Origin of the sequence: Haladaptatus litoreus (assembly GCF_900156425.1) — an archaeon.
GTDB classification, from domain to species: domain Archaea; phylum Halobacteriota; class Halobacteria; order Halobacteriales; family Haladaptataceae; genus Haladaptatus; species Haladaptatus litoreus.
On record NZ_FTNO01000009.1, the window covers coordinates 1 to 25,519 of the forward strand.

Annotated in this window: 35 protein-coding genes and 1 pseudogene; 17 read left to right on the forward strand and 19 right to left on the reverse strand. The window is 54.0% G+C overall.

Annotated features, from left to right (window positions below; genetic code table 11):
* From BW974_RS23805 to BW974_RS23880, 17 genes and pseudogenes are all read left to right on the forward strand, one after another.
* A pseudogene (locus tag BW974_RS23805) lies at nt 1-210 on the forward strand (hypothetical protein); the annotation flags it as partial.
* Nucleotides 211-235: 25 nt separating this feature from the next.
* Nucleotides 236-1,786 (forward strand): hypothetical protein, encoded by a 1,551-nt coding sequence (locus BW974_RS23810; RefSeq protein WP_076433672.1) that lies wholly within the window; start codon nt 236-238, stop codon nt 1,784-1,786.
* Between the two features lie 202 nt (nt 1,787-1,988).
* Nucleotides 1,989-2,897, forward strand: a complete 909-nt coding sequence (locus BW974_RS23815) for a phage tail tube protein (protein ID WP_076433674.1) — start codon at nt 1,989-1,991, stop codon at nt 2,895-2,897.
* Between the two features lie 25 nt (nt 2,898-2,922).
* Nucleotides 2,923-3,570 (forward strand): hypothetical protein, encoded by a 648-nt coding sequence (locus BW974_RS23820; protein WP_076433676.1) that lies wholly within the window; start codon nt 2,923-2,925, stop codon nt 3,568-3,570.
* Between the two features lie 41 nt (nt 3,571-3,611).
* Nucleotides 3,612-3,737 (forward strand): hypothetical protein, encoded by a 126-nt coding sequence (locus BW974_RS27095; protein ID WP_281247747.1) that lies wholly within the window; start codon nt 3,612-3,614, stop codon nt 3,735-3,737.
* A 26-nt stretch (nt 3,738-3,763) separates the two neighbouring features.
* The gene (locus BW974_RS23825; RefSeq protein ID WP_076433678.1) at nt 3,764-5,416 is read left to right on the forward strand and encodes a hypothetical protein; all 1,653 of its coding nucleotides are present in this window, start codon (nt 3,764-3,766) and stop codon (nt 5,414-5,416) included.
* Nucleotides 5,416-5,955 carry a hypothetical protein gene (locus BW974_RS23830; RefSeq protein WP_076433680.1) on the forward strand — a complete coding sequence of 180 codons (540 nt, stop codon included), beginning with the start codon at nt 5,416-5,418 and terminating at the stop codon, nt 5,953-5,955. Before BW974_RS23825 ends, BW974_RS23830 begins: the two co-directional genes overlap by 1 nt.
* 2 nt (nt 5,956-5,957) lie before the next feature.
* Nucleotides 5,958-7,169 carry a hypothetical protein gene (locus BW974_RS23835; RefSeq protein WP_076433682.1) on the forward strand — a complete coding sequence of 404 codons (1,212 nt, stop codon included), beginning with the start codon at nt 5,958-5,960 and terminating at the stop codon, nt 7,167-7,169.
* The gene (locus tag BW974_RS23840; protein ID WP_076433684.1) at nt 7,170-9,338 is read left to right on the forward strand and encodes a hypothetical protein; all 2,169 of its coding nucleotides are present in this window, start codon (nt 7,170-7,172) and stop codon (nt 9,336-9,338) included. It abuts the gene before it with no gap.
* 11 nt (nt 9,339-9,349) lie between these two features.
* Nucleotides 9,350-10,183, forward strand: coding sequence for a hypothetical protein (locus tag BW974_RS23845; RefSeq protein ID WP_076433686.1), 834 nt, complete (start codon nt 9,350-9,352; stop codon nt 10,181-10,183).
* 2 nt (nt 10,184-10,185) lie between these two features.
* Nucleotides 10,186-11,871, forward strand: a complete 1,686-nt coding sequence (locus BW974_RS23850) for a hypothetical protein (RefSeq protein WP_076433688.1) — start codon at nt 10,186-10,188, stop codon at nt 11,869-11,871.
* A gap of 9 nt (nt 11,872-11,880) precedes the next feature.
* On the forward strand, nt 11,881-13,521 hold the full coding sequence (locus tag BW974_RS23855; RefSeq protein WP_076433690.1) for a hypothetical protein: 1,641 nt from the start codon (nt 11,881-11,883) through the stop codon (nt 13,519-13,521).
* Nucleotides 13,522-13,604: 83 nt separating this feature from the next.
* Nucleotides 13,605-14,870 (forward strand): right-handed parallel beta-helix repeat-containing protein, encoded by a 1,266-nt coding sequence (locus tag BW974_RS23860; protein WP_217694412.1) that lies wholly within the window; start codon nt 13,605-13,607, stop codon nt 14,868-14,870.
* A gap of 101 nt (nt 14,871-14,971) precedes the next feature.
* Nucleotides 14,972-16,204, forward strand: coding sequence for a hypothetical protein (locus tag BW974_RS23865; RefSeq protein WP_076433694.1), 1,233 nt, complete (start codon nt 14,972-14,974; stop codon nt 16,202-16,204).
* A gap of 74 nt (nt 16,205-16,278) precedes the next feature.
* The gene (locus BW974_RS23870) at nt 16,279-16,509 is read left to right on the forward strand and encodes a hypothetical protein (RefSeq protein ID WP_139329027.1); all 231 of its coding nucleotides are present in this window, start codon (nt 16,279-16,281) and stop codon (nt 16,507-16,509) included.
* Between the two features lie 228 nt (nt 16,510-16,737).
* Nucleotides 16,738-16,962: a hypothetical protein gene (locus tag BW974_RS23875; RefSeq protein ID WP_076433698.1), complete on the forward strand. Its 225-nt coding sequence runs from the start codon at nt 16,738-16,740 to the stop codon at nt 16,960-16,962.
* A complete protein-coding gene (locus tag BW974_RS23880; protein ID WP_076433700.1) occupies nt 16,959-17,390 on the forward strand; it encodes a hypothetical protein in 432 nt (143 codons plus the stop codon). The genes BW974_RS23875 and BW974_RS23880 overlap by 4 nt, the downstream gene beginning before the upstream one ends.
* Here BW974_RS23880 and BW974_RS23885 read toward each other — a convergent pair.
* The 19 genes from BW974_RS23885 to BW974_RS26130 form a co-directional block, all read right to left on the reverse strand.
* Nucleotides 17,387-17,575, reverse strand: coding sequence for a hypothetical protein (locus BW974_RS23885; protein ID WP_076433702.1), 189 nt, complete (start codon nt 17,573-17,575; stop codon nt 17,387-17,389). The genes BW974_RS23880 and BW974_RS23885 overlap by 4 nt on opposite strands.
* A 377-nt stretch (nt 17,576-17,952) precedes the next feature.
* Nucleotides 17,953-18,801, reverse strand: coding sequence for an HNH endonuclease (locus tag BW974_RS23890; protein WP_076433704.1), 849 nt, complete (start codon nt 18,799-18,801; stop codon nt 17,953-17,955).
* 31 nt (nt 18,802-18,832) lie between these two features.
* Nucleotides 18,833-19,003, reverse strand: a complete 171-nt coding sequence (locus BW974_RS26115) for a hypothetical protein (RefSeq protein WP_175609814.1) — start codon at nt 19,001-19,003, stop codon at nt 18,833-18,835.
* A 299-nt stretch (nt 19,004-19,302) separates the two neighbouring features.
* On the reverse strand, nt 19,303-19,521 hold the full coding sequence (locus BW974_RS23895) for a hypothetical protein (RefSeq protein WP_076433706.1): 219 nt from the start codon (nt 19,519-19,521) through the stop codon (nt 19,303-19,305).
* A gap of 6 nt (nt 19,522-19,527) precedes the next feature.
* Nucleotides 19,528-19,827 (reverse strand): hypothetical protein, encoded by a 300-nt coding sequence (locus BW974_RS23900; protein WP_076433708.1) that lies wholly within the window; start codon nt 19,825-19,827, stop codon nt 19,528-19,530.
* 2 nt (nt 19,828-19,829) lie between these two features.
* Nucleotides 19,830-20,021: a hypothetical protein gene (locus BW974_RS23905; protein ID WP_076433710.1), complete on the reverse strand. Its 192-nt coding sequence runs from the start codon at nt 20,019-20,021 to the stop codon at nt 19,830-19,832.
* 28 nt (nt 20,022-20,049) lie between these two features.
* Entirely contained in the window at nt 20,050-20,259 is a 210-nt protein-coding gene (locus tag BW974_RS23910; protein WP_076433712.1) for a hypothetical protein, read from the reverse strand.
* A gap of 32 nt (nt 20,260-20,291) precedes the next feature.
* The gene (locus BW974_RS23915) at nt 20,292-20,666 is read right to left on the reverse strand and encodes a hypothetical protein (protein ID WP_076433714.1); all 375 of its coding nucleotides are present in this window, start codon (nt 20,664-20,666) and stop codon (nt 20,292-20,294) included.
* Between the two features lie 310 nt (nt 20,667-20,976).
* Nucleotides 20,977-21,192 carry a hypothetical protein gene (locus BW974_RS23920; RefSeq protein WP_076433716.1) on the reverse strand — a complete coding sequence of 72 codons (216 nt, stop codon included), beginning with the start codon at nt 21,190-21,192 and terminating at the stop codon, nt 20,977-20,979.
* 508 nt (nt 21,193-21,700) lie between these two features.
* On the reverse strand, nt 21,701-22,012 hold the full coding sequence (locus BW974_RS23925; RefSeq protein WP_076433718.1) for a hypothetical protein: 312 nt from the start codon (nt 22,010-22,012) through the stop codon (nt 21,701-21,703).
* Nucleotides 22,013-22,253: 241 nt separating this feature from the next.
* The gene (locus BW974_RS23930; RefSeq protein WP_076433720.1) at nt 22,254-22,688 is read right to left on the reverse strand and encodes a helix-turn-helix transcriptional regulator; all 435 of its coding nucleotides are present in this window, start codon (nt 22,686-22,688) and stop codon (nt 22,254-22,256) included.
* Nucleotides 22,685-22,885: a hypothetical protein gene (locus tag BW974_RS23935; protein ID WP_076433722.1), complete on the reverse strand. Its 201-nt coding sequence runs from the start codon at nt 22,883-22,885 to the stop codon at nt 22,685-22,687. Before BW974_RS23935 ends, BW974_RS23930 begins: the two co-directional genes overlap by 4 nt.
* Nucleotides 22,886-23,282: 397 nt before the next feature.
* Nucleotides 23,283-23,597 carry a hypothetical protein gene (locus BW974_RS23940; protein WP_076433724.1) on the reverse strand — a complete coding sequence of 105 codons (315 nt, stop codon included), beginning with the start codon at nt 23,595-23,597 and terminating at the stop codon, nt 23,283-23,285.
* Nucleotides 23,598-23,643: 46 nt separating this feature from the next.
* Nucleotides 23,644-23,997, reverse strand: coding sequence for a hypothetical protein (locus BW974_RS23945; protein WP_076433726.1), 354 nt, complete (start codon nt 23,995-23,997; stop codon nt 23,644-23,646).
* 27 nt (nt 23,998-24,024) lie between these two features.
* Complete coding sequence (locus BW974_RS26120) at nt 24,025-24,165, reverse strand: hypothetical protein (protein ID WP_175609815.1); 141 nt, start codon at nt 24,163-24,165, stop codon at nt 24,025-24,027.
* Nucleotides 24,166-24,299: 134 nt separating this feature from the next.
* Entirely contained in the window at nt 24,300-24,479 is a 180-nt protein-coding gene (locus BW974_RS23950) for a hypothetical protein (RefSeq protein ID WP_076433728.1), read from the reverse strand.
* Entirely contained in the window at nt 24,476-24,634 is a 159-nt protein-coding gene (locus BW974_RS26125; RefSeq protein WP_175609817.1) for a hypothetical protein, read from the reverse strand. Before BW974_RS26125 ends, BW974_RS23950 begins: the two co-directional genes overlap by 4 nt.
* Nucleotides 24,627-24,812 (reverse strand): hypothetical protein, encoded by a 186-nt coding sequence (locus BW974_RS23955; protein WP_076433730.1) that lies wholly within the window; start codon nt 24,810-24,812, stop codon nt 24,627-24,629. Before BW974_RS23955 ends, BW974_RS26125 begins: the two co-directional genes overlap by 8 nt.
* A 525-nt stretch (nt 24,813-25,337) precedes the next feature.
* Nucleotides 25,338-25,484: a hypothetical protein gene (locus BW974_RS26130; protein WP_175609818.1), complete on the reverse strand. Its 147-nt coding sequence runs from the start codon at nt 25,482-25,484 to the stop codon at nt 25,338-25,340.
* Nucleotides 25,485-25,519: the final 35 nt, after the last annotated feature.

The following is a 25,519-nucleotide window of genomic DNA, read 5'->3' on the forward strand; positions in this document are numbered from 1 at the left end:
TCTGGCAATTTCCATTTTCACTCCTTGTATTTGGAAAATGACGAGAACAACAGCGTTTCACACAAAGACTACTATCGCTACGATTTTGACGTGCGACTCGTCGGCTATGAAGAAGTCCCGATAACGGGTGGCTTCGGGACGAGCTTCGGCGAGGACTTCGGGAGTCCGGACGGCTTTGGTGCGGACTTCGGCGAGGATACCGATTACTGACGACTGACATTGAGGTGATTCAATAATGGCAAACGAACCCGGCAACAGGACTGACTACCACGAGTTGTACAAACCCGTGGATGGTGAGGATGGCACAGGCGACAACTACCGCAACGATATGGATCATATCGACCGGCGGCTCATCAAGTTCGGTGATATTTCGGAGCGACCGAGTGAGGCACCGGACACGGCTGTTTTCGTCGAAGATGAAACATCGTCGGGCGACCCCGGCGCGCAGTGGCGATACGATGCAAGCACTGGCGAGTGGGTAAAACAGCCAATCAACACGGACGTTGTAAGTGCCGAATCACTCACTACGCAGTCGGTAGATACGGAGCGTGTATTTAGCAACGCTGTCACGATGTATGTTCGGACAGACGGCAGTGACAGCAATGACGGTCTATCACCATCTTCCGCGAAGGCAACTGTCAACAGTGCCATCCGAAACGCACCAATCAACGGAGACGCTGGCCTTCCTCTTGTCATTGATATAGAGGCAGGGACGTTCACGGACGACGAGAACATTGTCGAAGTCCGCGACTCATCCATCCCACACCTCCATCTCCGAGGAGAGGTTGATGGGAGTAACAACCCTGCGACCGTCCTTGATGCATCTGGTCAGACGTATGGAGTCGTTTCGGAAGGCCCGCGTCGTATCACAGTCGAGAATTGTCATATCACGGGGGCGCAAGTGTGTGCATACGCTCGTGGTGGTACATTTTATAAATTTGTCAATAGCAAACTCTCGGATTCGAGCCGCTTCGTCGCAGAAATAACGAACACAAGTAGCGCCGTCATTGATTCAAATTCTCTTCTCGACAACACCATGCGGTCGGATGCCGCTGGGAACCTTACTGTGGTGGGGTGTGCATCATGCAAAGTTGAGGGTGAAGTCGTCGGGACTGGTGGGGGACAAGACCCCGTCTATGGTAAACAGAACAGTTATATTATCATCGTTGATGGTGGCAGAGTTGACGGTAATGGGTCTGCAAATTGCATTTTTGTTGTGGATTCGACCGACTGCAAGATGGGTCTGAATACGACGTATGCGAATGCGTCGGTTGCGTGTCGGGCGGAACGTGGATGCACGACAAAAACGCCCGACTTCTCGACAATAACCTTAGAGAACGTCAATCGAGCGTTTAACGTCTCTCGTGGAAGTCACGTGCATGACGAGACATCAGATTCGTCTGCGTGGGGGATTCCGAAGCAAAATGGCGACCCATCACTTTGGGATTTAGGAGGGCCTGCGAATGGATGGCTAAGTTTTGACCTTGATATAGAGAAGCCGAAATTTTATGCGGCAAACGAGGGTGCGTGGCTCGAAGGGGGTAAGAAGTTGATTAAAGATGGGTCGCTAACCGTCCCGTCTGGCGGTGAGCAATTAGTGACTGTCGCAACGGGGGCAACCCGTCCGCTTGAGGTTAACTATGGATTTGCAAACACACCAAATGCAGGTGTTGATATTGAGTATTCAGTCCGCTATGGAGGCGGTGACACGCGAGTCTTCTTCAAAGAAACAAGTGGTGCTGGCGGTGCAGATGTGACATTCACGATCTACGAAGACATCCGTTAGATACGCGAGACGAATTGAGCAGTCCCACCAGTCAGACTGACCAGTCAGACCAATCAGTACCACTGGCCAGTAATACTGACCAGTAATACTGACGTTAGGATAGCATACTAACCAGCAGGCAGTGACCCCGCACGGGCGAGCACTCCGTTTTCCATTCATACAGACCAATGACAATACAGAGTCACAACCACGGTGAACAGCAATGACAGGCGGTGGCGCAGGGCACTTTCTGCACACTCCAGAACCCGCAGGCGACTACATGGGCGATCCCGGAACACCCACGTATCACCGATTCGGCAAAAACCCCAGTGTCGACGACATCAGCATCCAGAATGCACTCATCGACATGCGGGTGGCCGATGACCCCGAGATGGTAGACACGGTCGCCGGTAACTTCGAGGGTGCATTCTCCGCCTCTTGGACAGCGACGAATCACGAATACCTCCAATACATCTTCAACGGTGGCGGTTCCGGTTCCTACAATTTCACCAAGGGTCGGATGAACAGCGGTCGAGTCTACGCTGGCGTCGATTATCTCGACGGCACCGCAGAGCGCGAACTCAAAGGCGTCGTCTTCGGTGAACTCTCCGTGACGTGCAACCAAGGCGAAGCCGTCGAAATCAGTGCCACGGGCTTCTACGGCGATGAGCAAAAGAACACGAGTCTCACGGGTAGCCCTGCCGCAGACCAAGAACCCCTGATTTTCCACTCGGGGAACTTCTCCGTTGGTGGCACGAATCAGATGAAAATGCAATCTGGAACCCTCTCAATCTCGTCGGGTGCGAGACTCCAGCGAGGATGGGACAGACACGGACAGGACGCCGTTGTCGGTGGCGTCGAATCGACGTTGGAGGTCGAGAAGATAATCACCGATACCAGCCTGCTTGAAGCCGCATACGGTGGGAGTTCCGCACCACAGCAGGACATCGGCGGCCAAGCGGCTACACTCGACTTCCAATCACCGGGTGGCAATACCCTCACCTTCAATTGTTCGGACGTCACCCCCGAGGAATACTCGTGGGGTGCGCTGGCCGACCCCGAGACGGACGTTACCGACTCGGTCACCTTCCGCGTACCATCCGTGACTGCGTCCGCTTCTGACGCCGCATAGACCTTCTAATACGCTTTCCTATACCATGCCACGTAATACTGAAACGATCGACCTCCGCGAAGAGGCCGACAGAATCGACTCCGAGCTTGATGAGATTGCAGAGAAAGTCGCCCGACTCAACGATGAGGCGGACGAAGACGACGAGGACGACGCCAACGCCGAACTCGTCGGTGAAATAGAAGAAAGCTTCGAGAAAGTAGACCAACTGGAGCGCGAACTCGTCGGCGTCCACTGGGCGCTCGACGAATGGGGAGATAACCGCTGTGGTGCCGAGAAAGACGACGGCGGCACCTGCCAGAATCCTGCCGACTCATGCCCGCATCACGACTCCGTGGGTGGCACGGTCGAGCTAACCATCGGTGGTCTGACGACGGGTGAGTTCGCGGACGTACAAGACCGAACCAATACGGCGCGAAACGAAAAGGTTGGGTGGGGTTCCGACCCTTCCGTCGAAGCCGCCGGGTCGATATTCCAAGCCGCGAAGGGCCTTGTTGACGCGGATTTCCTTTCAGACGACCCCGAGTTTTTCGAGAAACAGCAACTCGTCAGCAACTCCGCACCGCAGTTCAAGGAGTGGCTTTCGGCCCGTGTTGACGACCTCACCACTCCCAACGTGGATACGGGAAACTTCAGCGAGCGGTTGGAAAGGGCGCAGGCGAAGCTGGAGAGTTAGACGACGGCCTCTTACAACTCCAGTTTGCTCGGATGCTCCTTATGTCACATGGCCATGACCCCCGTGCAATAGACGAGTATCCCATCAAGGACGTGTGGCTGTTCATGGACTGCTTCCCGACAATACAGGCGTTGACGAACCCGTTCGCGGGTGGCGTGGACGACTGAACTCACTTTCATTCATACCATAATTAATGCCCGATTTCAAGACAAAGGCTCTTCTCGACGTTAGTGTCAGCGATAAGAGTCTTAAACAAGCACAGAACAAGATAGAGAGCAATCTCTCTATCGGTGGAAGTGGTGGCTCACGTCGCTCACGCACCCGCACAGACGGCGGTCGAATGCGTGCCGGTGGTAGCTTCGGCAACTCCCGATTAGGTGGCTTAGCGAACACCACGAACAAGCTCCTCACCATCCAGATTGAGCAACTCAACGACATTCACAAGACCATCAAAAAGATGGCCTCCGACCAAGGAGGCTTGCCGCTACTCCCGTTGGGGATGCTCGGCGGTCTTGGTGGTGCAGGGTTGGGTGCCGGACTGACGAAGGCACTCAAATCCCTTGCCGGACGGCTTCGCAAAGCCCTCCGTGGCCTGTGGAAGCGGATGAAAAACGCCGGAAAGCGGCTCAAAAGTGCCGCCGGGAAAATCTGGAAGCGCATGCGGAACCTCGGCGGACGATTCCGCAAGGGAGCACGGAATGCCTTCAAGCGAGCGAAAAGCGTCTGGGACGATGTCGTCAAACGAGCGAAAAAGTCGCGGATTGGACGGGCCGCAGGGCGTGCCTTCAACCGTGGCAAATCGCTCTATGACGATGCACTCAAACGCGCCAAAAACACGCGCGTTGGTCGAGCCGCTGGCCGGGCATTCTCTCGGTCGAAATCAGTATTCGACGACGTAGTCAAGCGGGCGAACAACGCCAACCTTCGCAAGTCGGCGGGCGGGATGTTTAAAAGCATCAAATCCTCGTTCGATGAGGTCGCCAAACGGGCTAACCGCTTCCGTCCGCGGTCGATTATCGACAATACAAAATCCGGTATTGGTAGGCTTGGGTCGAGAGGGAAAGACCTATTCAAGAGCGGAAAAAGCGCCATCGGGAAATTAGCACCGAAGGGCGGGCGACTCCGCTCTATTGGGCGGAAAATACCGTTCATCGAAGGCGCTCTTTATACTGGCGAGTATCTCGGCCAAGACACGAATAAAAAGCGTGGCCGGACTGCTGGCGGCTTCCTCGGCGGCGTCGGTGGCGCATGGGCCGGTGCGAAAGCAGGCGCGGTCGCAGGTGGTGCCATCGGCAGTATCGTCCCCGGCGCGGGTACTGCCGCCGGTGCCGCTATCGGTGGTCTTGGTGGTGCAATCGTCGGTGGCATTGCAGGCGACCAGATTGGCCGGAAAATCGGTGAGATGGCCACGAAGCACTTTAACATCAAGTGGCCTGATGGCCGACCAGTCGGTCGGAAGATAGGCAAGGCGTTCAAGAGTACGACGAAAGGCCTCGGTCGAACCTTCGGCAATGCCTTCAAGTCGATTTCGAAGAACGTCGGCCGACCTATCGGCAAGACCGTTAAGGGCATGATGAGTCGGTTCTCGTGGCCCTCCCTGCCAAACTTCTCGTGGCCGAAAATGCCGAAATTCAAATGGCCCAAGATGCCTTCGCTGAAACTTCAGGCTCCGAACTGGCTCAAGCGCCTGACGAATGGGCGCATCAAGTTCGGCACAGACCTGAATATCAAGCTCGGCATTAACGCGAAAAACATCCAGCGAGCGGTGTGGAACGCGATTAGCAACAATATGGGCCGGATTGCCAAGCGCGTTCGCAAGCAGATCGAACGGAGTGTTGGATTCTAATGGTGCTTCATAAGGCAGTCCTGACAATTGGTGGGAAAGAGTTCCATCTGGAAAAGAATATCAGCATTTCCACAGGCGTCAGGACAGGCTTCCTCGTCGGTGGCTCTGGTTCAACGCTCATGTCCGTCGTTACGAGTTTCTTGGACGACGGGAACCCACTCAACGCGAGTGGAGAACAACGGTCGGGCATGTTCATCGACCTCGGCGGGGGTGTCAGGATGGTGCAGATTGAAGCCCATTCGTATGAGGGTAATGCGAACCCGTTTGGCGGGAGTGGTGGTGCCGACCCGTGGACACAAGCCGACGAGTTGGTTCACGCCATTGAAACCACACAGATAGACTCACGAGGGACAGCAACCCTTGAGTACGGCGAATATTCGAGCGGTGGAAAGTATGGGCCAATTCCGGTGGTCATCGAAGAGCCGACCGTTCAATTGGACGCCGAACGAGGGCAAATCGCAGAGTTCTCACTCACCTGTCTCAAGGCCGCAGACCTGACAGACATCGACTTCTCGGACGCCATCAGCCAACCCTTCTAATCATGACCAACAAATACCTATACAGCGTTGCCATCCCGAGTCAGACCCAACGCGATACCAGTGCCGACCGCCGTCGGAATCTCATGACCCAAGGGGTGATGGGCCAAGACTCGGGACAAGTCGCGTCTGTCTCGACACAACCCGGCGAATATAGCCTAAATGCAATTTTCTCGGGTGTACTGGTCGAGCTTCCCGTTGCCGCGTTAGAGGAGCTATTCAATGCATCAGGATTCGAAAGCGTCCCCTTCGCGGCAACGAACCCCGAGAATGCAACCAAGGAAGACGGCTATTACGGCCTTGGAAGCATCAATATCGAACCGTTAGCCTCCCAGACCAACGACGGGTTTCGCATCAATGCGTCGATGACCAAAGAGGGGACACGAACCTCCCACTGGCGAGCGATTAAGACCACTCCCACAGGCGTCCGAAGTCCCTACGGCGGGAATCAGGGTGCCGAGTTCGCTATCCCCGAGATAGCAACCAAGACCCGGTGGTACGACGAACCCACAGGAACGCTCGAAACCGCCACGCCAAAGCGTCAAATCAAAGCCGAGAACGGCACGATGGAAGTGTTCGACGCCAAACAAGCACCCGGCGAAGCACCCACACTCCTCTATGATGTGCCGTATCACCACGAATTTAAATATGACTGCCGGGTGTGGGACGACTTCGATAGGCCGAAAGAACTCGTCGAGGAGGCACCCGGCGATGGGTCGAAAGTCGGGAGTGCAACCGTCGGAACGGCCACGGTTGGGGCAGGCAAGACTGTCAAAATGCCCCAGTGGCAACGCGTCTTCCGGACAGACCATGAGTTCTACGGCAAACCAGTCGTAGAGAGTGGTGGCCTGCGGATTATCCCCGACGAGACGAATGGCATCATGCGCGCCTATCGGTGGGATTACGCCGACAAACGCTATACGCTCATGCAACTCGGTGCCTCTCCGTGGCGACTGTTCGACTTTGATTTAACCGAGATTGGCCCGGCGACACTCAAGGCCGATGTGACGTTTCAGGATACATCCGGCAACGAGTTCCAGACGCTCAAGATGGTGCTCCAGCGGGGCTTCCAACGCGCTCGCTTCCTCGTTCCGAAAAACGACGACTACGATATTCCGAGTGAGTTAGCCCAGCGGGTTGCACCCATCGCACGCTATCAGACCACGTCGGCACAAGAGAGTCAGACACTCATGGCACGCAGAGAGGTGTCGCGGTAGATGTCTACCAGTCGCCAAGACGTTCCATCGTCGGGGTGGCACGTTGAAATCGACGGCGAGAACGGGCATACCCACACCCCCGACCTCTTGGACGACCCCCAACGAGTGCCGAAAACGAACGACCTGCCCGAAATCACCATCCCTGTCCGCCGAACGGAGAAGTGGTTAGACCCGCAATTCGAGCGAGCGGACATGCGCGTGTGGTGTGGCGGCCAGCGTCAACCCATCGACCGACTCGAAAAGGTCGAGATACAGGACGGCAAGACGGTGCTCCGCGGGCGTGGCGGTGTTGAACTCCTCGACCCGGTGGAAGTGCAGTACGACCAAGACGCCATTCACGAAGCCGCTCGTGACCTCATTGAAGAGCACACGCCCTATGCGGCCAACGTCGATGCGCCGAACGTCGATGTCGAGGAGGATGTTCAAATCACGTCTGTCACGACAAAAGAGGACTTCATTAACGAGTTCGAGATTCGTGATACTGACCCGATTGACATCGGCAATGGCTATATCGGGCTACACAAATCCTGTGCGGTGAGTGACGCCGTCGATGATTCGATAGCGAACGATGGCACGACCATTTCCTCAAATGTCTATTCGGGTGGGAATGCAGTTGAACTCACGTCACAGGGCGACCGCGTTGTGTTCCAGATTGACTTTCCCTACCGGATTCCGAACGAATACGTCGGTGTTAAAATCCGTGACCGAACACAAGGCAGTTCGGATATTTCGTTTCGCTGGAATCAGACCGAATTCGCACATAACTCGTCCGACCAAGTCACGATTTCGTGGCACGAACTCGGCAAATCCTCACTCTATTCACAGGGCGGTGGCTACCAGACGGTTATCGGCGAGGACATCGACCCCGACCGCTCGCACTTCCTCGGCATTGTCGCCGAAGGGAGTTCAAGCTATATCGTCGATAGCATTGCTGTTTACGACACACGATACAACTATACGTGGGACAATTACGCAGGCGGCACGGGGCAGTATCTTAACGGCCCGGAAGAATACCCCGATCGTGTCTGGGTGAGTTCGCGTGAAATCCCACTGACGAAGGCAGTTGTCGGCGGACGACTTGATGCATCGCTCAATTCGACGACGACAACCACCGATAATAGCACTCCACATATCGGCTTTTCCCAAACCCAAGGGCGCTTTTACCTCACGTCAAATGCCGACGAGAATGCCGAATCAACGGGTGACTGGGATAATCTCGACACCCCCGGCGGTAGTCTCAAAGTCGGGTTTGCACTCTCACGCTGGGGTGATGATGCCGACCGGCAGAAAATCCCGGCAGAGGGCTTTCGCCCCCACCGAGTGCAGGACTATCAACTCACCGCAGACCTCTCGACACTCCCGATTATCGTCAACCAGTCGTACAACGACAGCCTGCGGAACGTCCTCAAAGACTTAGCCAATCGCGGGGATTTCGTCTGGGAATACCGACGCGACCCGAAGACCGGCGAGCAATCCATCGAATGGACGCAAGCAGGCCAGCGTGAGACAGAAATCGACGTTGACGAAGTGAGTTACACCGTCGAGAAGGATAGTAGCCAAGTCGCTGATTCGGTGTCGGTGTATGGCGGCTCACAGTCCTATATCGCACGCTTTCAGGCAGACATCGGCAACTCCGTCGGCCTGCCAAATACACGGATACAGGAACTCTCCGATACTGTCCGCAACCCACGGTCTGGCGTGCGATATGAGCGCAACGAAGATTACGAAATCGACTATGAAAACGGGCGGATAACCGCCCTTTCAGATGGTCTGATGGACGACGATGGCTGGTATGAAGTCGAATACCAATACCAGACCTACGGCGACTACGCTGTTTCTGGGGTGCAGAACCCGCGCCAGCACCCACCGCAGGACATCGCGTCCTTAGCGTCAAATGCGGCCTGTGCGCAAGCGGCGCGTATCATCATCAATGACCTGCAAACCCCGCAGTTCGAAGCCGAGATGACGATTCCGCAGGAAACCATTCCGTGGAGTCTGGCGGATGCCCTCCACGTTGAGGGCTTAGAGACGGGCGGGCAGGCGCTCAAAATCCGCAATGTTGAGCAACGACCCGGTGAGACTGTCCTCACGCTCGGAATCGGTCGGAATATCGGCGAGATAATTTCGGACATTGAAACGCGCGTCAGTAGCGTGTCGAGAAATAGCTAAACCACTCAATTATGACAGGTAGAATCTGGCCACAAGACAGTGACGACATTACAGAAACAACCCTCGGGGAAGCCCTTGCACTCGCGCACCAAAGCGACTACGTCGAGAGCGGCGTCGGCTTCAATGCCGATTTTCAGGCCAACACACTCGACATAGGAAACGGCCATGCGATTGTCCGGAGTAGTACCGAAGCCCGCCACGTCTATCCCGATGGCGAGACAGGCCTGCCACTCCCGGTTACGTCAGGGGTGAACTACATTTACTTACTCGCGGATTTCACCGATACAACGGAAACAGCGGTGTCATTCGAAGCAAACAGCAGTGATGCACCCACGACAGAACCCGCCCTGAAAGTCGGCGAAGTCGATACGGCGGGCGATACGTCAACCGAACTCAATCGGGGCGCGCCGCTCGACATGGAGGGGCTGGATGCGGCCACCCTCGGCGGGAATCTACCGGGCTATTATGCCGAATCCGATTCCCCGACGATTTCCGGCCAACCGATATTCACCGGCACCCCACTCGTCACAGGCGTTGCTTCGCAGCTCCAACTCGGTGAGGAGGGTCAGGGCGGCCCGCACGGATTCATCTTTGCGAATAACGAGGGCGAGGACTTCGGGTTTCTCGGCTTTCGGACGAATCCGAACGAAATCGTCGTTGAAAACCAAACAACGGGGACGGAAATCATGGCCCTCCCGATTGACGGCACCACTCGTCCTCGGATTTTGGGCGAGGAGGTGCAGACGATTAAGGAAGGGACGACTGCGGCAACGGTCTATGTCGGTGATACGGAACCCGCTGGCGCGAATGATGGCGACGTGTGGATTGACACCTCTGGAAACTAATCATGGCCACGTATAACGTTGTCACCGACCTCGGAGCGGACGATACGGGTAGTACCGCGATTGATTCGGACATCGAACCCGAAGTGGCGTCAGGCAATACACTCGTCTTCCCACCCGGTGATTACCTCCTTAATTCGCTGTCGGTTGGCTCGACTGTCTCGAATTTCACGCTACAGGGCCAACCCGGCGCAACCCTCATCCCCAAAGACTGGGGCGGGTCGAATCCGACCGACCCCTTCGTGTTCGTTGCGGGCAGTGGCTTTGAATGGCACCAGTTCGAGATTGACGTTAACGGACGCAATCCGGGCGTCGTTGACATAGAGGGCGACAACTGGGAGCTAACCCGACTCGTCACGAATGGTCAGGTACACTGCGAGACGGACGGCCAAGCGCCCAGTAATTCGGATGTTGCGCGGTCATGGTTTTCGCTGTGGGTGCCAACGTCCGGCGCGCATGGCCTCATCGAAGACTGCTATTTCCACGACGGCAGTAATCAATCCGTCTCACAGGGGTCGAATCGTCGGGCCATCCTCATCGACGGCGGGCAGGGCGATATTACGATTAATCGCTGTTGGTTCGAACAGTGGGGCGAGAACACGATTTACGCCAAGAATATCGCCGGGCACCTGAATATCTACAACAGCTATTGGAAGAACACGCAGAACGGTGCGCGAACAGGCGGTGATACGACGGTTCGAAACTGTGTGTCGATTAAGGACGCTCCACACCCTAAAAATTGGGCGGATAGCGCCCTCCAGCGCGGCGTTGGCTACGAAGCCGATGGTGTCGATGGCGCGGATTACGACCAATATAACGGGACGAACGTCGTCCAAGGCTGCGACTTTTATCATAACTACATCTCGCCGATTGGTGAGCCTGATTCGTGTGGCGCGCCGATTGGCGGCACGTCAGCCCCAGAACGGGCATCCATAATCAACTGCCGAATCTATTACCGAAGCGACCGCAGTCATAACGCAGTCTATAACGGAGGTAGTGTCGAAGGGCCACCGGAGTTCTGGCGAATCCAGAATACGCATATCGACAACGACTGTCCGGGTGACCAATACTGTATTTTCGTCGGTGATACGCCGAACGAATGGGGCGAAGTGTCGGGTGTGTGGAGTGCGCAAAACGGGCGGTATTCGAACTCCTCCTATGTCCGCAGTCGGATGACAACCGGCAACCCCGACAACGTCAACACCACTCCACCACTGCCAGAACCACCGTCGGGCCAACCGATGTCGAATGCCACTATCGTCACGGTGGATAATACTGGCGGTGGTGAGTCTTCTGAATACTCATTCGAAGGTGTCGGGAGTACCAGCAGCCCTGATTCGGGAACCATCCACCCCTCGGGCGTCGGTGGTCGAGACATCAATATCGCATGGGGTGGCTCATCGGCGGCGCGGCGTATCCACACCGCCAGCGGGACGGTCGAACCGGGTGACACACATCGCTATTACATCCATGACGGTGCGCTCAAAGGGAGTTCGTTCTCACAAACTGGAAATGCCACGCTCACTGTCGATGGAGAGACGGCAAGTACAGCGAATCCGGCACTGCTACTCGAAAATGGCGAATGGAACCCACTTGCCGATGGAACCGTTCACGGCAAGGCGGGCATGGGGACGGGGGCCATGAAGTATCTCGACAGTGGCGAGTGGCAAACCGCAGTTGAAAAACAATAACTCACACCAATGACAATTACTGATAAGAACGTTACGTTCCAGAGTGGCGACGATCTCAACGAGGACAACCTCAGGAAACTCCTTCGAATACTCACCCAACACGACGGCGATGGGTTTATTCATCGGGGGTTGACAGTCACTGCCGACCACGTCAATGATAACATCGACGTTGATGAGGGCGCGGCAGTCATCACCGACGACACGGGCGAAGGGGCCTATGCCATCGAACACCCCGGTCTGACGGGTGCCTCGGTCGCTAACCAGTCGGGGATGAACTACATTTTCCTGACGATTGACCCGACCGTCGATAATGATGTCACAGTCGAAATCAATTCATCGGATTCACCCAACCGAACGCCTGCGTTGAAGATTGCCGAGGTCGATACACTCAACGACCAAGAGGCGGTGATGTTCAACGTCGAAAAGAGCGAGTCCTTTGATACTCTGTCGACCAACTCCATTTCGAGTTCGTCCGCGTCGATTGCAAATCTCACTGCCGGGAGTTCGTTTACCGACCCACAGAGCAATACCTATTCGGGGGCGCTCCCGACGTGGTTAGATGGCTTAGATATTGCGCCGAACTCGGTTGATGCGGGGGCAGTTTCGACGCCTTCGCTGAATAGCACCATCAAATACGTCACGACTGAAAGCCAATTGCAGGCGATGGTTGGGGCGGGGAATACCCTCATTATCCCCGCAGGGACGACAATCAACGTCTCCGACCCCGTGGTGTTGGGTGATAATGACCACTTGCAGATTGAGTCGGGTGCCACGCTCCGGCAGGCCGATGGGTCGAACCTCACCGAGTTCCGAACTGTCGTTCGAACACACGGTACTAACATTCTCGTTGATGGTGGGGGGACGATAGACGCGAATGTAGATGGGCAGTCGGGGGTTGGCTATCGTGGTCTTGGCGACGTGCAAGGGTCTGGCCCGTATGCAAACATCCGCGTGCAAAACGTCACGATTCAGAACTGCGGCGAGCGCAAACCTGTCGAGTTCGGGTTTAGTTCCGATGTCTGGGTGACGAACTGCACCTTTGGTGGTGGGGCACAGTTCGATACGGGCGCGGTCGCTGTCGAAGCACGGAACGGCGATATAACGAATTTTCATATCACCGATAATACCATCAAGCCACTCCACAGCACGCTTTCGGGCGATTGCATTTTCATCGACTCCATAACAAATAGCGGCCATAAGGTTCGGCGATTCGTTATAAGCAACAATACGTTTGAAGGCTCGTGGGCGACTCGCACATCAAGTGAATCTGGTGTCTTTTGGGGCATTCTCGTCGAAGAGGGTGGCCAGTCGGGCGTTATCTCGGAGAACTCACTCCGTGCAGAAAGCGGCGATGGCTCTGGCGGTGGGATATACCTCAACTCACAAACCGGCGCAGGTGGCACCGGGACTATCACCGTGACGGGCAATACCCTCCGTGGTGATTCGAATGCAACCCAGCCCGGTGGCGCGTCTATCAATGGGATCGTCATCGGCACTGGCGTTCTCTGTAACGTGTCTTCGAATCTGTCGATTAGCTTTTCGGGCAATGGCGTTGCCAACAACTCTGCGAATGCAGTCGTTGTCGGTAATCATACCGATGGCACGTTCTACGACAGTGGAAGCGGTGGCGTTGTTGCGGATAACCTCTAAGACGGTATATGGTCACCCTACACCCTCTTTAGTTGAAACGACGATATGATGGGTTTATACACTCTCCACGAAGTAAGAGACATGTGACAGACTCATCGACAACACATGCCTCTCGACGAAGCGTTCTTGGCGCATTATTGGGAACGCCATTCCTCGCCACGTCCGGATTCGACACACCGGCACAAACGCAAGCCGAGTGTGAAACAACGGTCGGGACAAACACCCACACAAACCCCTATTTCGACATCACGCACGACGACTTTGGCGCACAGGGCGATGGAACACAGGACGATAGCACGGCCATCCAGAAAGCCGTTGACGCGGCCAGCGAAGTCGGTGGCACGGTCTACTTCCCGCCGTCGCCGGGTGAGTATTTCCTCAACAACCCGATAGAGGTGACTGCCGGAAACGTCACGCTCAAAGGCTCGCCTGCGTGGGGGTCGATACTCAAAGCTGGCCCGAAGCTCAATCAGTCGATGGTTGACGGCCTTGGGAAAGGTGGGAAATCGACGAATGCCTCGCACGTTATCGTCAAAGACCTCGTCTTCAATGGCGAGGATGGGTGGACAGACCACGCCTACCGAGCGGCACACAAGGCGATTCGAACCAAGAAGGGCGCACATTGGACGATAGAAAACTGCTATATTTACGATACGCGAGCGACAGGCATCGGCCTTGATTCGGTCGCTAACGATCGGTATTTGCATAATCGCTTAGAGAAGTGCGGGACGCCGGGCGAAGAAACCGGGTCGAACGGCTTGGGAATTGGCGTCGGCGAAGCGGGTGAGACAGCACGCACCCCTACCTACGCGATTGGGAATACCATCATCGACACATCCCAACACGCGATTATCCTTGAACAGACTGGCGGATTTGAGGATACGACTAACGCCGTCTTTATCGGCAATGTCATCGACGGCGCTCGCGGTGGCATCGTCGGTGAGTTAGCAGACAAGATAACGTGTCTCGGCAATACTGTCGAGCACACTGACGAGTACGGCCTTTATTTCGGCCCGCTTGATTCACAGAAGGGCTGCCGGTTCGTGACGATGCAGGGCAACGTGGTTAGACACCACGGCAGTCCTGAGTACAACCAGCGGGATGGGTTGTTAGTTGCCGAAGAAACTGATTATGCATGGGCGCAGGGCAATATTGTCGCAGACTCCGGCATTCAGGTGAGCGCGAACGTCAATATGGTCAACTCGACCGGGCGTGAGGCCGCAGGCGTCGGTAACAAGCCGTCGATTGATGTGTGGCACCCACATTTCACGGGTGGCTTTGTCGAGAACACAGACGACGGCACCCTGTGGCATCTGAATACGCGCGGCGAGTTCCGAAACGTCTATTGAGTTCGTTAGTATAGCATACTAACCGCTGTTTTTCCGCAGGCAGTGACCCGCGAGAGCGGCGAGCACATCCAACCACCCAGAAGCATCCGAGCTAACACATTATGCCAGAAAACATAACCACAGTAGATGTCCGTGCAAAAGGCGCGGACACGAGCGGTCACGAACCAATAGATGACCTGCTTACCGACCACGAACACAGAGATAGGACTCGGTACGTCTTTCCACCCGGACGCTACCGACTCGCCGAACCCTTCGAAGCCTTTGATTGGGGCGAGTCGTTAGAGTTCGTCGGTGAGGGCAGACCGACCTTCGTGATTGAAGACCAATTCGATAAGCCAATCTTCAACTTTGGATACTCCTCTGGCAATCGAAAGCCGGGGAATCACCTTCGCTTTGAAGGCTTTAATATCGACATTACGGAGGATGGCGTCGGCCAACCCCCACTTTGGGCGCTCGCCAAATACGGACTCGACGTGCATAACGTCCGAGTCTTCGGCGAACGGAGTGCCGACGGTTCTCCGCTGTCGAGTACGATCTTCGGCATCCTCCGAGAAACCGGACGCGGAGAAATCAATCGGCTTGATATGCCGTTTGGTGCCGAACACCGGGGAAAGAAAGACCAAACCCATGAGGCAATCGGGCTGAATATCGTCAAAGGAAAGCACAACGGCCTGCTTCGAATCAAGAACTCGTATATCGCCGAACACGCGAATAACGGTTTTTACGTTTACAGACATTCGACCGGCGGGAACGTCCACGTCCGCAATTGTATCTCCCGAAACAACGGCCTCACGGCCTTCCGAATCGACGCGGGTGATACGTGCAAGGATTCGAATGTCCTCATCGACATGGATGACTTGCCCTATGACGGTGCCTGTGGCCTCTGGTCGCAGGGTGGGGGCAAGTTCGAAAACATCCACATCAAACGTGAGTCGGGCCAGAACAAGCTGATTCGAGACACGCAGGGGAACATCACGGAATCGTTCAAGAACATCACCATCGACAACGCAGGCGATGGCGACATCCTCAACCTGCATTTCCCCGGTGGGAAGTGGGTGTGCGATGGCCTCACCGTTCGTGATACCAACGACGACCCCGGCGACCAGAACGACTATTTCACGAGTCGGATTAAGCGCGACAACGTCGTCTTGAAAAACGTCGAATACTCCACGCAGGGGGACAAACGTCGGGGGATTCACTTCGAGGATTCGAAGAAAATCAAGGTCGAAGATTCACACTTCGACGTTCACGAAGTCGCGTTGAATTTCAAGGATTGTGAGAACACGGTCGTTGACGACTGGAACGAGTATCTTCGTGGTGCAATCAACCGATGAGCGAAACCACGTATTGGGCCGATAGTACCGAACGGAACGAGCAGAACGAACGGAACGAAGACAACGAGGAACCTATGAGTGACAAATCAGAACAAGAAGTCAAAGTAAAGCGCGACGACTACGACGAAATCGAAAAATTAGGAACGAAGTTTTTGTTTGTCATCCTCGGGGTGGCGCTTCTCGGCGTGTGGTCATTCGAGTATCAATCACTCGCTGGGATGCCCCAGACAGTGCTCCCGGCAGTCGCACTCGCGTTGCTGGCGGCAGGTGGTGTTGACGTGGCTCTTGGACGCCTGCGGAAATAGAACCCACTCATGGACAGGATTACCCGAAAGAGTCCCAGAAGCAGGGGGCGAAAGTGCCCCCTCACTCCGAGCTTTCGCTGCCTCAATCGAGACAGCACCCCGCAAAACACAGAGCCATGTTATAGTCCTTTTGATCATATGATGAATTGTCGCAACCAAAACCGAAATGTCGGAGGACAGGCGCGTGGCGCGGAATGACAATTATGATACAGACAGACGCGAGGAGAAATGAGCCTAACGGACAACCAAAAAATGGGTGGCGCAATGCTTGCCGTTGGCGTATCGCTGGCTGTGGCCGAAGCAACCGGCCACGTCGTCTTAGCAGACTCGACACTTCGCGTTATTATCCGAACCGGCGCGCTACTCTATGGCGGGGAGGTCATGGCCCGGATGGTCGGATTATCCCCCCTTGGTGGCAAGACCAGTCGAAACGAGGAGGGTGACGGCAAGTGAAACACTATCTTCAGGAATACATCGACTGGGTTCTGTACCGGTCGGTGTTTAGTTCCGGGTACTTCGTTGCAATCGTGTTAGGACTCACGTTCGGGCTGTCATTTATCTCGGTCTTGTTCCAAATCTCCCCGCCCGAAATGTCGCTACTCGCCGGGATTGCGTGGCTTGCAGTGGCACTCTATTTGGACTGGTTTGCCGACACACCCGAACCATGTCCAGATGGGGTGATACTCATCTTTACCATGCTCTCATTCGGTCTTGTGAGCGAGTACGGGCGACTCATCCCGAACCTTATCCCACCGGGGATTACGGCGGTTATCGGCTATAGTGCGTTCATCGTAGCGGCTCTGCTGGCGTTAAGCGTGGTGCTCTTCATTCTCCACGAGTTCGAAGAACAGTTCCGAACCCTCCGATTGAGACACCGCTAATCTTTGCGGTCGTCGATTACTTGTTTCGCCTGTTCGATTGCTTCTTGTTCGCTATTCTCGCCCAGAGGGATCACTGTCAGTGGCACTCGTTCGGGTGGTGAGATTCCAACACCCGTTGATTTCGGGTGCAGAATGGCTCTCACTTCCTCATCGTCTATTTCGATAGTGCAATCTCGGTATTCCATGGGTATGTGTTTAAGTAGGGTTGGGTAAATAGCTTGGTGTGGGTTAGTATGCTATACTAACGTTGTCGTCTATTCTCGTGTAGGAATCAGTTTATGCAGCGATATATGGTTTATATAGTATTCAACGTCTCTCGTATGGAGCGAATAGATAGGTATTTTCCCAATCACAATAGTCACACTTGATACCGAACTCCAGCATGAGTGCCCCATTGCGTACAGTTAGATGTTCGTAAATTCCTTGGGTTGCTCGTTCACCGCCCGGGCCATAGACGGTGGTGTCTTCCAACGATTCTCCACAATTTGGGCAGGCGTCTGTCATTGTTGTGTAGTCCTATATTCTGTGTTGTTGCGTATCTCGGGGGTGATTGGTGTGCCGTTCATGGTACGAGTTTGTATATTCCTTCTCGGTAGTCGGTTGCGATTCTGTCGAATGAAAACGGTGGTGACTTCTTTTTCCCAACGATGTACTCACGGACGGCTGGTTGTCCTTGGAACCTGTCCTCGAAGAACATCCGGAGGACAGAAGGTGTCAAATTGTATTTCCCACCGCCCTCCTCGTATAGGCCTACATCTTTGGCCATGCCAATCACGATGCTTCGGGCCGCCTTTGTAGTCAGTGGTTCCCCCCATTTGTTTGTGGAAAGGAATAGCGATTCGCATCCTCGTGAGTCGGGGCGGATAGCCAGCCATCTCCTAAGTTCATGAACTGTTTCTCTATCGAGGGGGACTTTTGCCGTCGACAGCCTCCCACCACCTTGTGGTGCAGGCGATTCGTGTCCACTAATGATGATATGCTCAGGGACTCCATCCCTCGGATCTAATGTGAGGGCGTCTTCGTCGTGGAAAGGGTTCTTCTTAATCCGGAGGTCGGTGACTTTGAGGTCGGGTAAATCATTCACTCCGACACCAATCTTTGCGAACAGCATGAACACAGCACGCTTCAGTGGGTGTCCGGTGGAGTCTAACGTTCTTTGGACTTCGGATATAGTCGGCAACCACCTTGTATCCGACTCGGTTAGTTTGTCGGGGACTGGGACTCCAGTGTGGGCATTGTTGTGACACCCATCGCACAGTGTTCTCAAGTTGGACATAGCGTCTTTTCCTCCTTTTGAAAGAGGGACTACGTGATGAACGTGGAGGCGGTCAGACTCTCCACAGTTTATACACACGCCACCATCCAATTCAATCCGCTTCTTCCTTGTCTCGGGCCACGTTTTTGATCTCATTTTATCGACTCGCGTAGTACCATCTGCGTATTCAGCGGTCGAACTTGGCGATTAGAACCCGACCGTCGTCATAATCCCAACCGAGTTCCAATCTAATCTCGGTATCATCGTCCAGTTCGTCGATTACTTTCGCCCCTCCGATTACGTCGATTTGTTCTTTCGTTAGTGTCGCTTCGAACTCGTCTAAGTGTATCCAAGTCATCGGTAAGTCACACTTCCGTATTTCACGGGAGAACTCCAACCGGGAGTGTCGTGTCATGGCCACACCGCTGGCAGTCCCACGTCATCCGTCGAGTACCGAACCGCCTTTCCATCGACGCCGTCATTTCTGCCGCCTTACGTGCTTGTTCTGGGGTCATATTTGAGAGGTCGTCAGCGAGGAACTCCTCTGTTTTCCGTTCAACGAATGCTGGCCCGTAACCGTCGGGGTTTTCATATTCGCAGTCGTATTTGTGTCCGAGTATTAGGCATCGTAGTTTCATGTTGAGTCTCATCTGCGTATCAAGCAACGTCTTCAATTCGGACAGTGACTGTGTGTCCACAGTTCCCGCACTCTATCGTAGTATCGTCAGTGATTGGTGGTGCACTTTTGAGTACTTCCTCTCCGTTGACGATGGGATCTGCTGCAAACATCCCACTCATGTTGTTGTAATCGCCGCACTCTCCACACTGCATTCCCCACTCGTATCCGCTGAAGTGGTTTGTCGAGTTTTCAGTCATTGTTGGTTACTTCTCTTTAGGCGCATAATCGTCAGTGTGATCATCCAGTTCACCATCACACCCGTCGATAGGGCATGGTGCTCCGTCAATTGGATCGTCGAGTAGCAGGACATCGTGGTCTTTCGACGTGCAACCGTGGAGTAGCGGGTGGTCGTATCGGTTCTCGTATTCAGGCAAGATAATCAACTCCCCGTCTCTCACGTCGAACAGTCGTTTACAGTCGTTACATCGGACATCGAAGTCTGCGATAAAGCCTACTTCCGTGTCATCTGATTCGCAGCTCGGGCAAGTGGTGTATTCCGTCATGGTTAGTTCAGCGCCGTCACTCTCCCCGTCTCGACTGTCTCGACGAATGCAGCCGAGTCTATCGTCTTCATGTCTCCAGGGTTGTCGTTACGCGAGAGGAAGAACAACTCAAGTTCTTCCGAGTAACGCGCTTCGAACTCAACACCGTCAGCCGATTCGTAATTTCCTTCGTAGTTGCGGATTGTTGTCGTCATTGTTGGTTACTTCCTATTTCTGTGATATTCAGAAGCGGGATTGCAGTTCGTTAGCAATCTCTCGCACCTGTTCTTCGTTCGCGCGTTCTATCTCTTCCCGAACGATCTCCCGAAGCACGTTCTCCAACTCCGGAGCTTGGCCGTCGATGTATTCGGCCCATGTTCGGCCCATCTCTTGGCGTCGTTCGTTGTGCTTCGCGTAGTCGTCAGCGGGGAGTTTGATGTTTCGTCGTGGCATGGATTCCGAAATGGATTTTCTAAGAGGGTTGTTTAGTTGGCGTTGTCTGCGCAGAGTTCCATTTCGATCTGTGGGTCTGCGAAGTGGTTACTCCGGGAGAAATCTTCGATGGACTCGCCCGAGTGTTCGACGTGGTCACCATCGTCGGTAAGTTCGAAGGTGTCATGGTGGGCGTGGACTTCTTCGCCGTCAACGTCGTATCGCTTGTAGACGCTAAGGAACTCTTCGCCATGGTCGTGCCGTTCGACCGTGTACGTGCTGGTAACGGCGTAGTGCGGGTCGTGGACGTGCGTGCCCTCGTAGCCTTCTGTAACCTGACTCGGGAAACGGGTGTCGTCGTCGATGTTTTTGATTTCTTGGAAGGTCGATTCGATTTCGTCCGTCGGGATGTTGTTGTTCTGGGTCATCGTTCTTCTACATGTGATACATAGGGATACACTGTATTAAAGGTTTCTATTTTGCTATAGAATACACTGGGATACATGTGTTAGTATCTCATACTAACCTGCGGGTGCCATCGGGCGGTATAACATCTTTTATCTCTCCGTGAAGTGCGGGTTAGAGACTTCACGTCGAGACCGCAATGACGGCTGTCACGGCGTAGATGCAATACAGTACCAGTAGCGCCTTTAGTACGAGCCAATTCCACTCCATCGTCGTTCTTGGTTCAAGCATTGTTGAGTAGCGATTGTGTACCTCGCAGGTTAGTACAGCATACTAACCTTGGCGCCCCCATCGTTCACCGATACCTACAGCCCTATCAGGAACGTGGATCTCTCGGGCGTATCGTCCTTCGACTATATCCATCTCTGGAACATCGGCTGCTTGCGCGGCTCTTTCAACAACCAGTTTGAACACTGGATCGCGTTCATACTGTCTGATTGCTTGCTTTCTCGACAGCGGGATTTCGATTGTTGTGTATCCGAGTGGCATTGTTCTACTTCTCCTTTATTCCGTCAATATCCTTTCCAGACATAGTGATAACACCACTACCTGGGATAGCTACCTTCAATATTTGTCGTTCTGGTTCACCACGAAGATCTCTTTCCATGATTTCACTTCTCCTTTGGGCTAAAAGCGGCAGTGGCAACGATACACCCAACGACAAACGGGAGTATTGCGAGCCAATCTTTTGTTCTGCTTGGTGGGTAGAAAATCAGAACTGTAATCACTACCAAGGCAGTAAGAAACGAAGCGTCAATTCCTTCTCTTACCCATTTTGCCAGTCTCATTTTCTACTTCTCCATATCGCCGTAATAGAACGTTGTCATTCTAACAGTTTCCTCTCCGCGTTTTTCACGTTCTTATTCACTGCCTGCCGACTCTTCCCGCGAATATCGGCCCATTCCGACTGGGAATAACCTTTCTTGGTCGTGGCCCAATAGTCGAGAGCTTCTGACGCCGATAAACCGCTACGGAGTAACGTCTCAAGTTCGTCCATCTATGCGATTTTGACGAGATTTTCCCCACGGGTTCGGATTTCGTCTGCCGCGTCCTGTCCCTTCTTGTCTTCGTCCATCGTGACGTTGTTGATGACTTCCGCGAAGATGGCTTCGACGGCATCGAGGTCGCTAACTTGGAGTTCGTCGATGGCGTAATCAATGGCCGCACCGAATGCCATACGGTGGAGGCTACGGCTCGCGTGAGCTTCTGCACCTTCCGCGCGTTCAAGGTTCTTCCCTGCAACAATCAGGCACTCGCCAGCGGCTTTCATCGTGTTGTTCTGGGTCTTGGATTGGGTGGTAACAGACATTGTTCTTCTACATGTAAACCATAGGTTGCTACTGTATTAAGTGTTTCTATTAGTCTTTGGATATGTAGAGGGTGTATGACTCGCCACACTCCCAACACTCTCCGTCTTTAACGATACGTCCCAAGTCGATCCACGTCTCGCACTCGTCGCACTGAAAAAGCGTATCGTCAACCCAGAGCTGTACGTTGTCGGTGGTGAGTTTTTCCATCGTATCACTTCTGCTTAGTGTTGAAAGGGGAAGTCATGGTTTCGTGTAGTTGTTCGTCTTCTGTGCCTTCTCCCATCGGTCACGAGCTGCTTGGATATGATTCCGAACGGTGTTCTTTGACAAATCCAATATCGCCGCTATCTCGTCTTGGGAAAGGTCGAACAGTCCACCGAGTACCGCAACCTCCGCCTCTCGACGGGAGTAGACTGATTCATCCTCAACTTGGTCAAACAATTTGTCAATGTCGATGGATTCGAGAGCGTCGGTGATTTCGAAATATCCCTCGTCGGCGGAGATACCCGATAGGAATATCTCGCCAGGGACGTGTTCGTGTTCTTCTACGATGTCAACCCCGAGGAGTTCGATGGGCATGAGAACAAACTCGTCCCCACGACGTGCGAAAACCATGTCGGATTCTCCGATGGCATCAGCGGGTTGCCCGTAGGTAAGCCATTCTTCGTTGCTCATGCTGTTTCCTCCGTGACTTTCTCGTCCCATTCGGTAGGGTATCGGCGTTTGAAGCCGTTGAGTTGTTCTTCGTCGTGAACTTCGTGAATCGTGATTTTGTCACCGAAATGCAAGAGGCTTGCAAGGTCGGTACCTGGAACGTCGTTGTGGTTCTCGACTTCATTGCCGCTGTGGATTGCTGTGATGTTCGCTATCATTTTCCTTCTACATACTAACCATGGTTAGCCATCAACTTAAGTGTTACTAATCATAGTTGGTAGTATTCAATACAACCTACTTCCTACCACCACCATAATGCGCTGGTTTGGCATCTGTCACTTTCGTTCGGACAAAGCCCAAGTCGCCGCGTTTCTCACAAGCAGGGCACTGTGGAGGCTGTACGTAGGCTCTCCCGTCTCTTGGAAGTTCACCGACCGTCGTTTCCCAGTCGCATGATTTACAGACGACGGGATACGTCTCTTTGTGTGACGGTGAGAGGAACGAGCATTTCAATGGGGAGTACAGTACCCCCTCAAGCTCGTATCCGTCTATCTCTTCTAAGTCGTGTTCGTGTTCGAATGCGGTTATCGTCATAATTTCAGTGTATAAGTCTTCTTATCGTTCTATGTCGGCCCCAATTATCTTCGAAGACGCATTCCGAGCGTCTTGCGCTGAATCATAAATTGCCATGTCACGGTGGTCTGCTTCAACTTCATGGCAGGCGTCGGAGATATTTCGGAGCGTATTCTCGTCTAAGTTCTCTCCCCAAAGGTAGAGACTCCCATCGTCATATTTCCACGCAATTGCAGGCCCAAGTTTGTACTCAAGTGCTTCTTGAGCACCACTATGCCATTCGCTGAAATACATCTCTATTTCGGTGTGAGGCTGTTCATCGTAGTCGCCGTAATGGTCGTGAGTAAGTTCTGTCATGGTACTAATCTCAGTGATAAGGTGGTTTAGCTTGGTGTATGGGTCTCTAAATGTTCTCTAATATTACAGCAATCGGCACGGATAGCGACATTGTTGCAAACATGAGGATGAATCCCCTCTCGTCGTTATCCAGCGAGTAAAACCACTTCATGACTCGCTCCCGAACCGATCCTGCTTCGGGGAACCCGACTGGCCCATCAGCACAATACTGACACGCCCATCCAGTGATGTACCCGTTCTTGAAGTTCACTCGGTTCCTGCTTCGGAGGTGGTTCGTTTTCTCGCCGATAACGAAGTAACACGCTTGCGATTTCGCTACTTCGTTACCGCAGGAACTGCATTCAACCGTTTCATACTCCACGTCTCCGTGGACTGTCGTTGTTTTCTGTTTTTGACTCATGGTACTGGTTTCAGTGGATGATCTCACTTATCTCTCGCCGTAGGCCAAACGCTCTAACGCCGCGTCTTCGCGTGTTCGATTCCGGGGCATCGTCTCGAAGTCCCGAACTACGATTCCATCGCCAAGATAGGCGTAACGCACAGTCTCCGCCTCGTATTCAGCGGTCAACTTTAACCGCCTCCTGTAGCTTCTCGTTCGCCTGAACGAGCCACTGCCGAAGGCAACTCCGGCACAGGTTCAGCCGAGAGGCCACATCTCGGAGGTCTCCGCATACTTCGCAAGTTTTCTCGGTGTTACTTGCCTTAGTCATCGCCATCACCTTCGAACTCCAAATCTCCGTTATCGTAGTCCTCTTTTGCCTCCTTTAGCATCTCTGCGAAGTCGGAGACGGTCATCGGCTCTCCGACGATAACATTCTCCCGTTCGTTCATCTCCCCGACCGCTTCGTCTACCGTTCGTTGTAGGTCTTCGTCGTCACTCATTCTCCGAGTACCTCTATGAGTTCTTGTTGGCGTATTTCTCGGGGCATCCACCCGCAACCGTCACAGGCGTAATTGTCGAATCTCGGGTCTTTGCCCCATTCTGTCTCGCCGCATTTCTGACACTGCTTGGTGTGTTCCACGGACTGCTCACTCATCGCCGTCCTCCAGTAGCATTTCACGGATTTCCTTTTTCGTCGGGATGTCGAGTCGCTCGCCCGAGATGAGGGCCTCGTAATCGTCGAGTTCCGCGTTCTGCAACTCGTTCCGGACGTGTTCGAGGTCTTCGTCGGTTGCGTCTTCGACCTTAACCCAGAGGATTTTCTGCTCACTCATCACGGGAACACTCCTTGCACCACTCCGGATTGGGGAACACCGCTAACGGCTTTTCGAGCACGCTCTTCGCCGAGGAAAGCCGGGGACAATCCATTCGGGAGTGAATCCGTTGACGGCTTGCACCGCCCGAACTCCCTGCTCGGTAGACCAGTCTCTCTGTTGATTCTGATTTTGAACTCATGGTTAGTATTGTATTGTAACAAAGTCGCCGTCGGACTCGAACCGACTGACGACCGCATCGACAGGGACAGGCCACCAATTCGGTAGCCCGTCCCTGTTGTTTGTCGTCCGTTTTTCGTGGGGACAGAGGGCCGTGTCCGGCCTTGCCCGGTCGCTCGCTGGTTTTGAAGAATCCACAATGGTAACCTGTAACTCGTCTTTCGGCGGATGACGTACTGCGTACAAGATGGAAGTATGGACAGTGCTCGTAAGAGCGACCGCAGGAACTCGCCACGGACGAGCGGACGAGTCCCAAACGCGCGCAAAGAGAGTCGAACTCTTTTCCCGGCCTTCCGGACGCGCACATTAGTTCCCACTCCCCGGTTGGCCGTTGAAGACACCGACCACATGCCCGACGCCTTGCCGGTGGCTCTTCGCCATGTCCCGAACATCCGACTCCTCGCCATCGACGTGCCACATGCACTGCTGGCAGTGCGCCGAATAGTCGCTCATATCAGCACCCCGACGAAGTAGGCCACGAGGAGCAT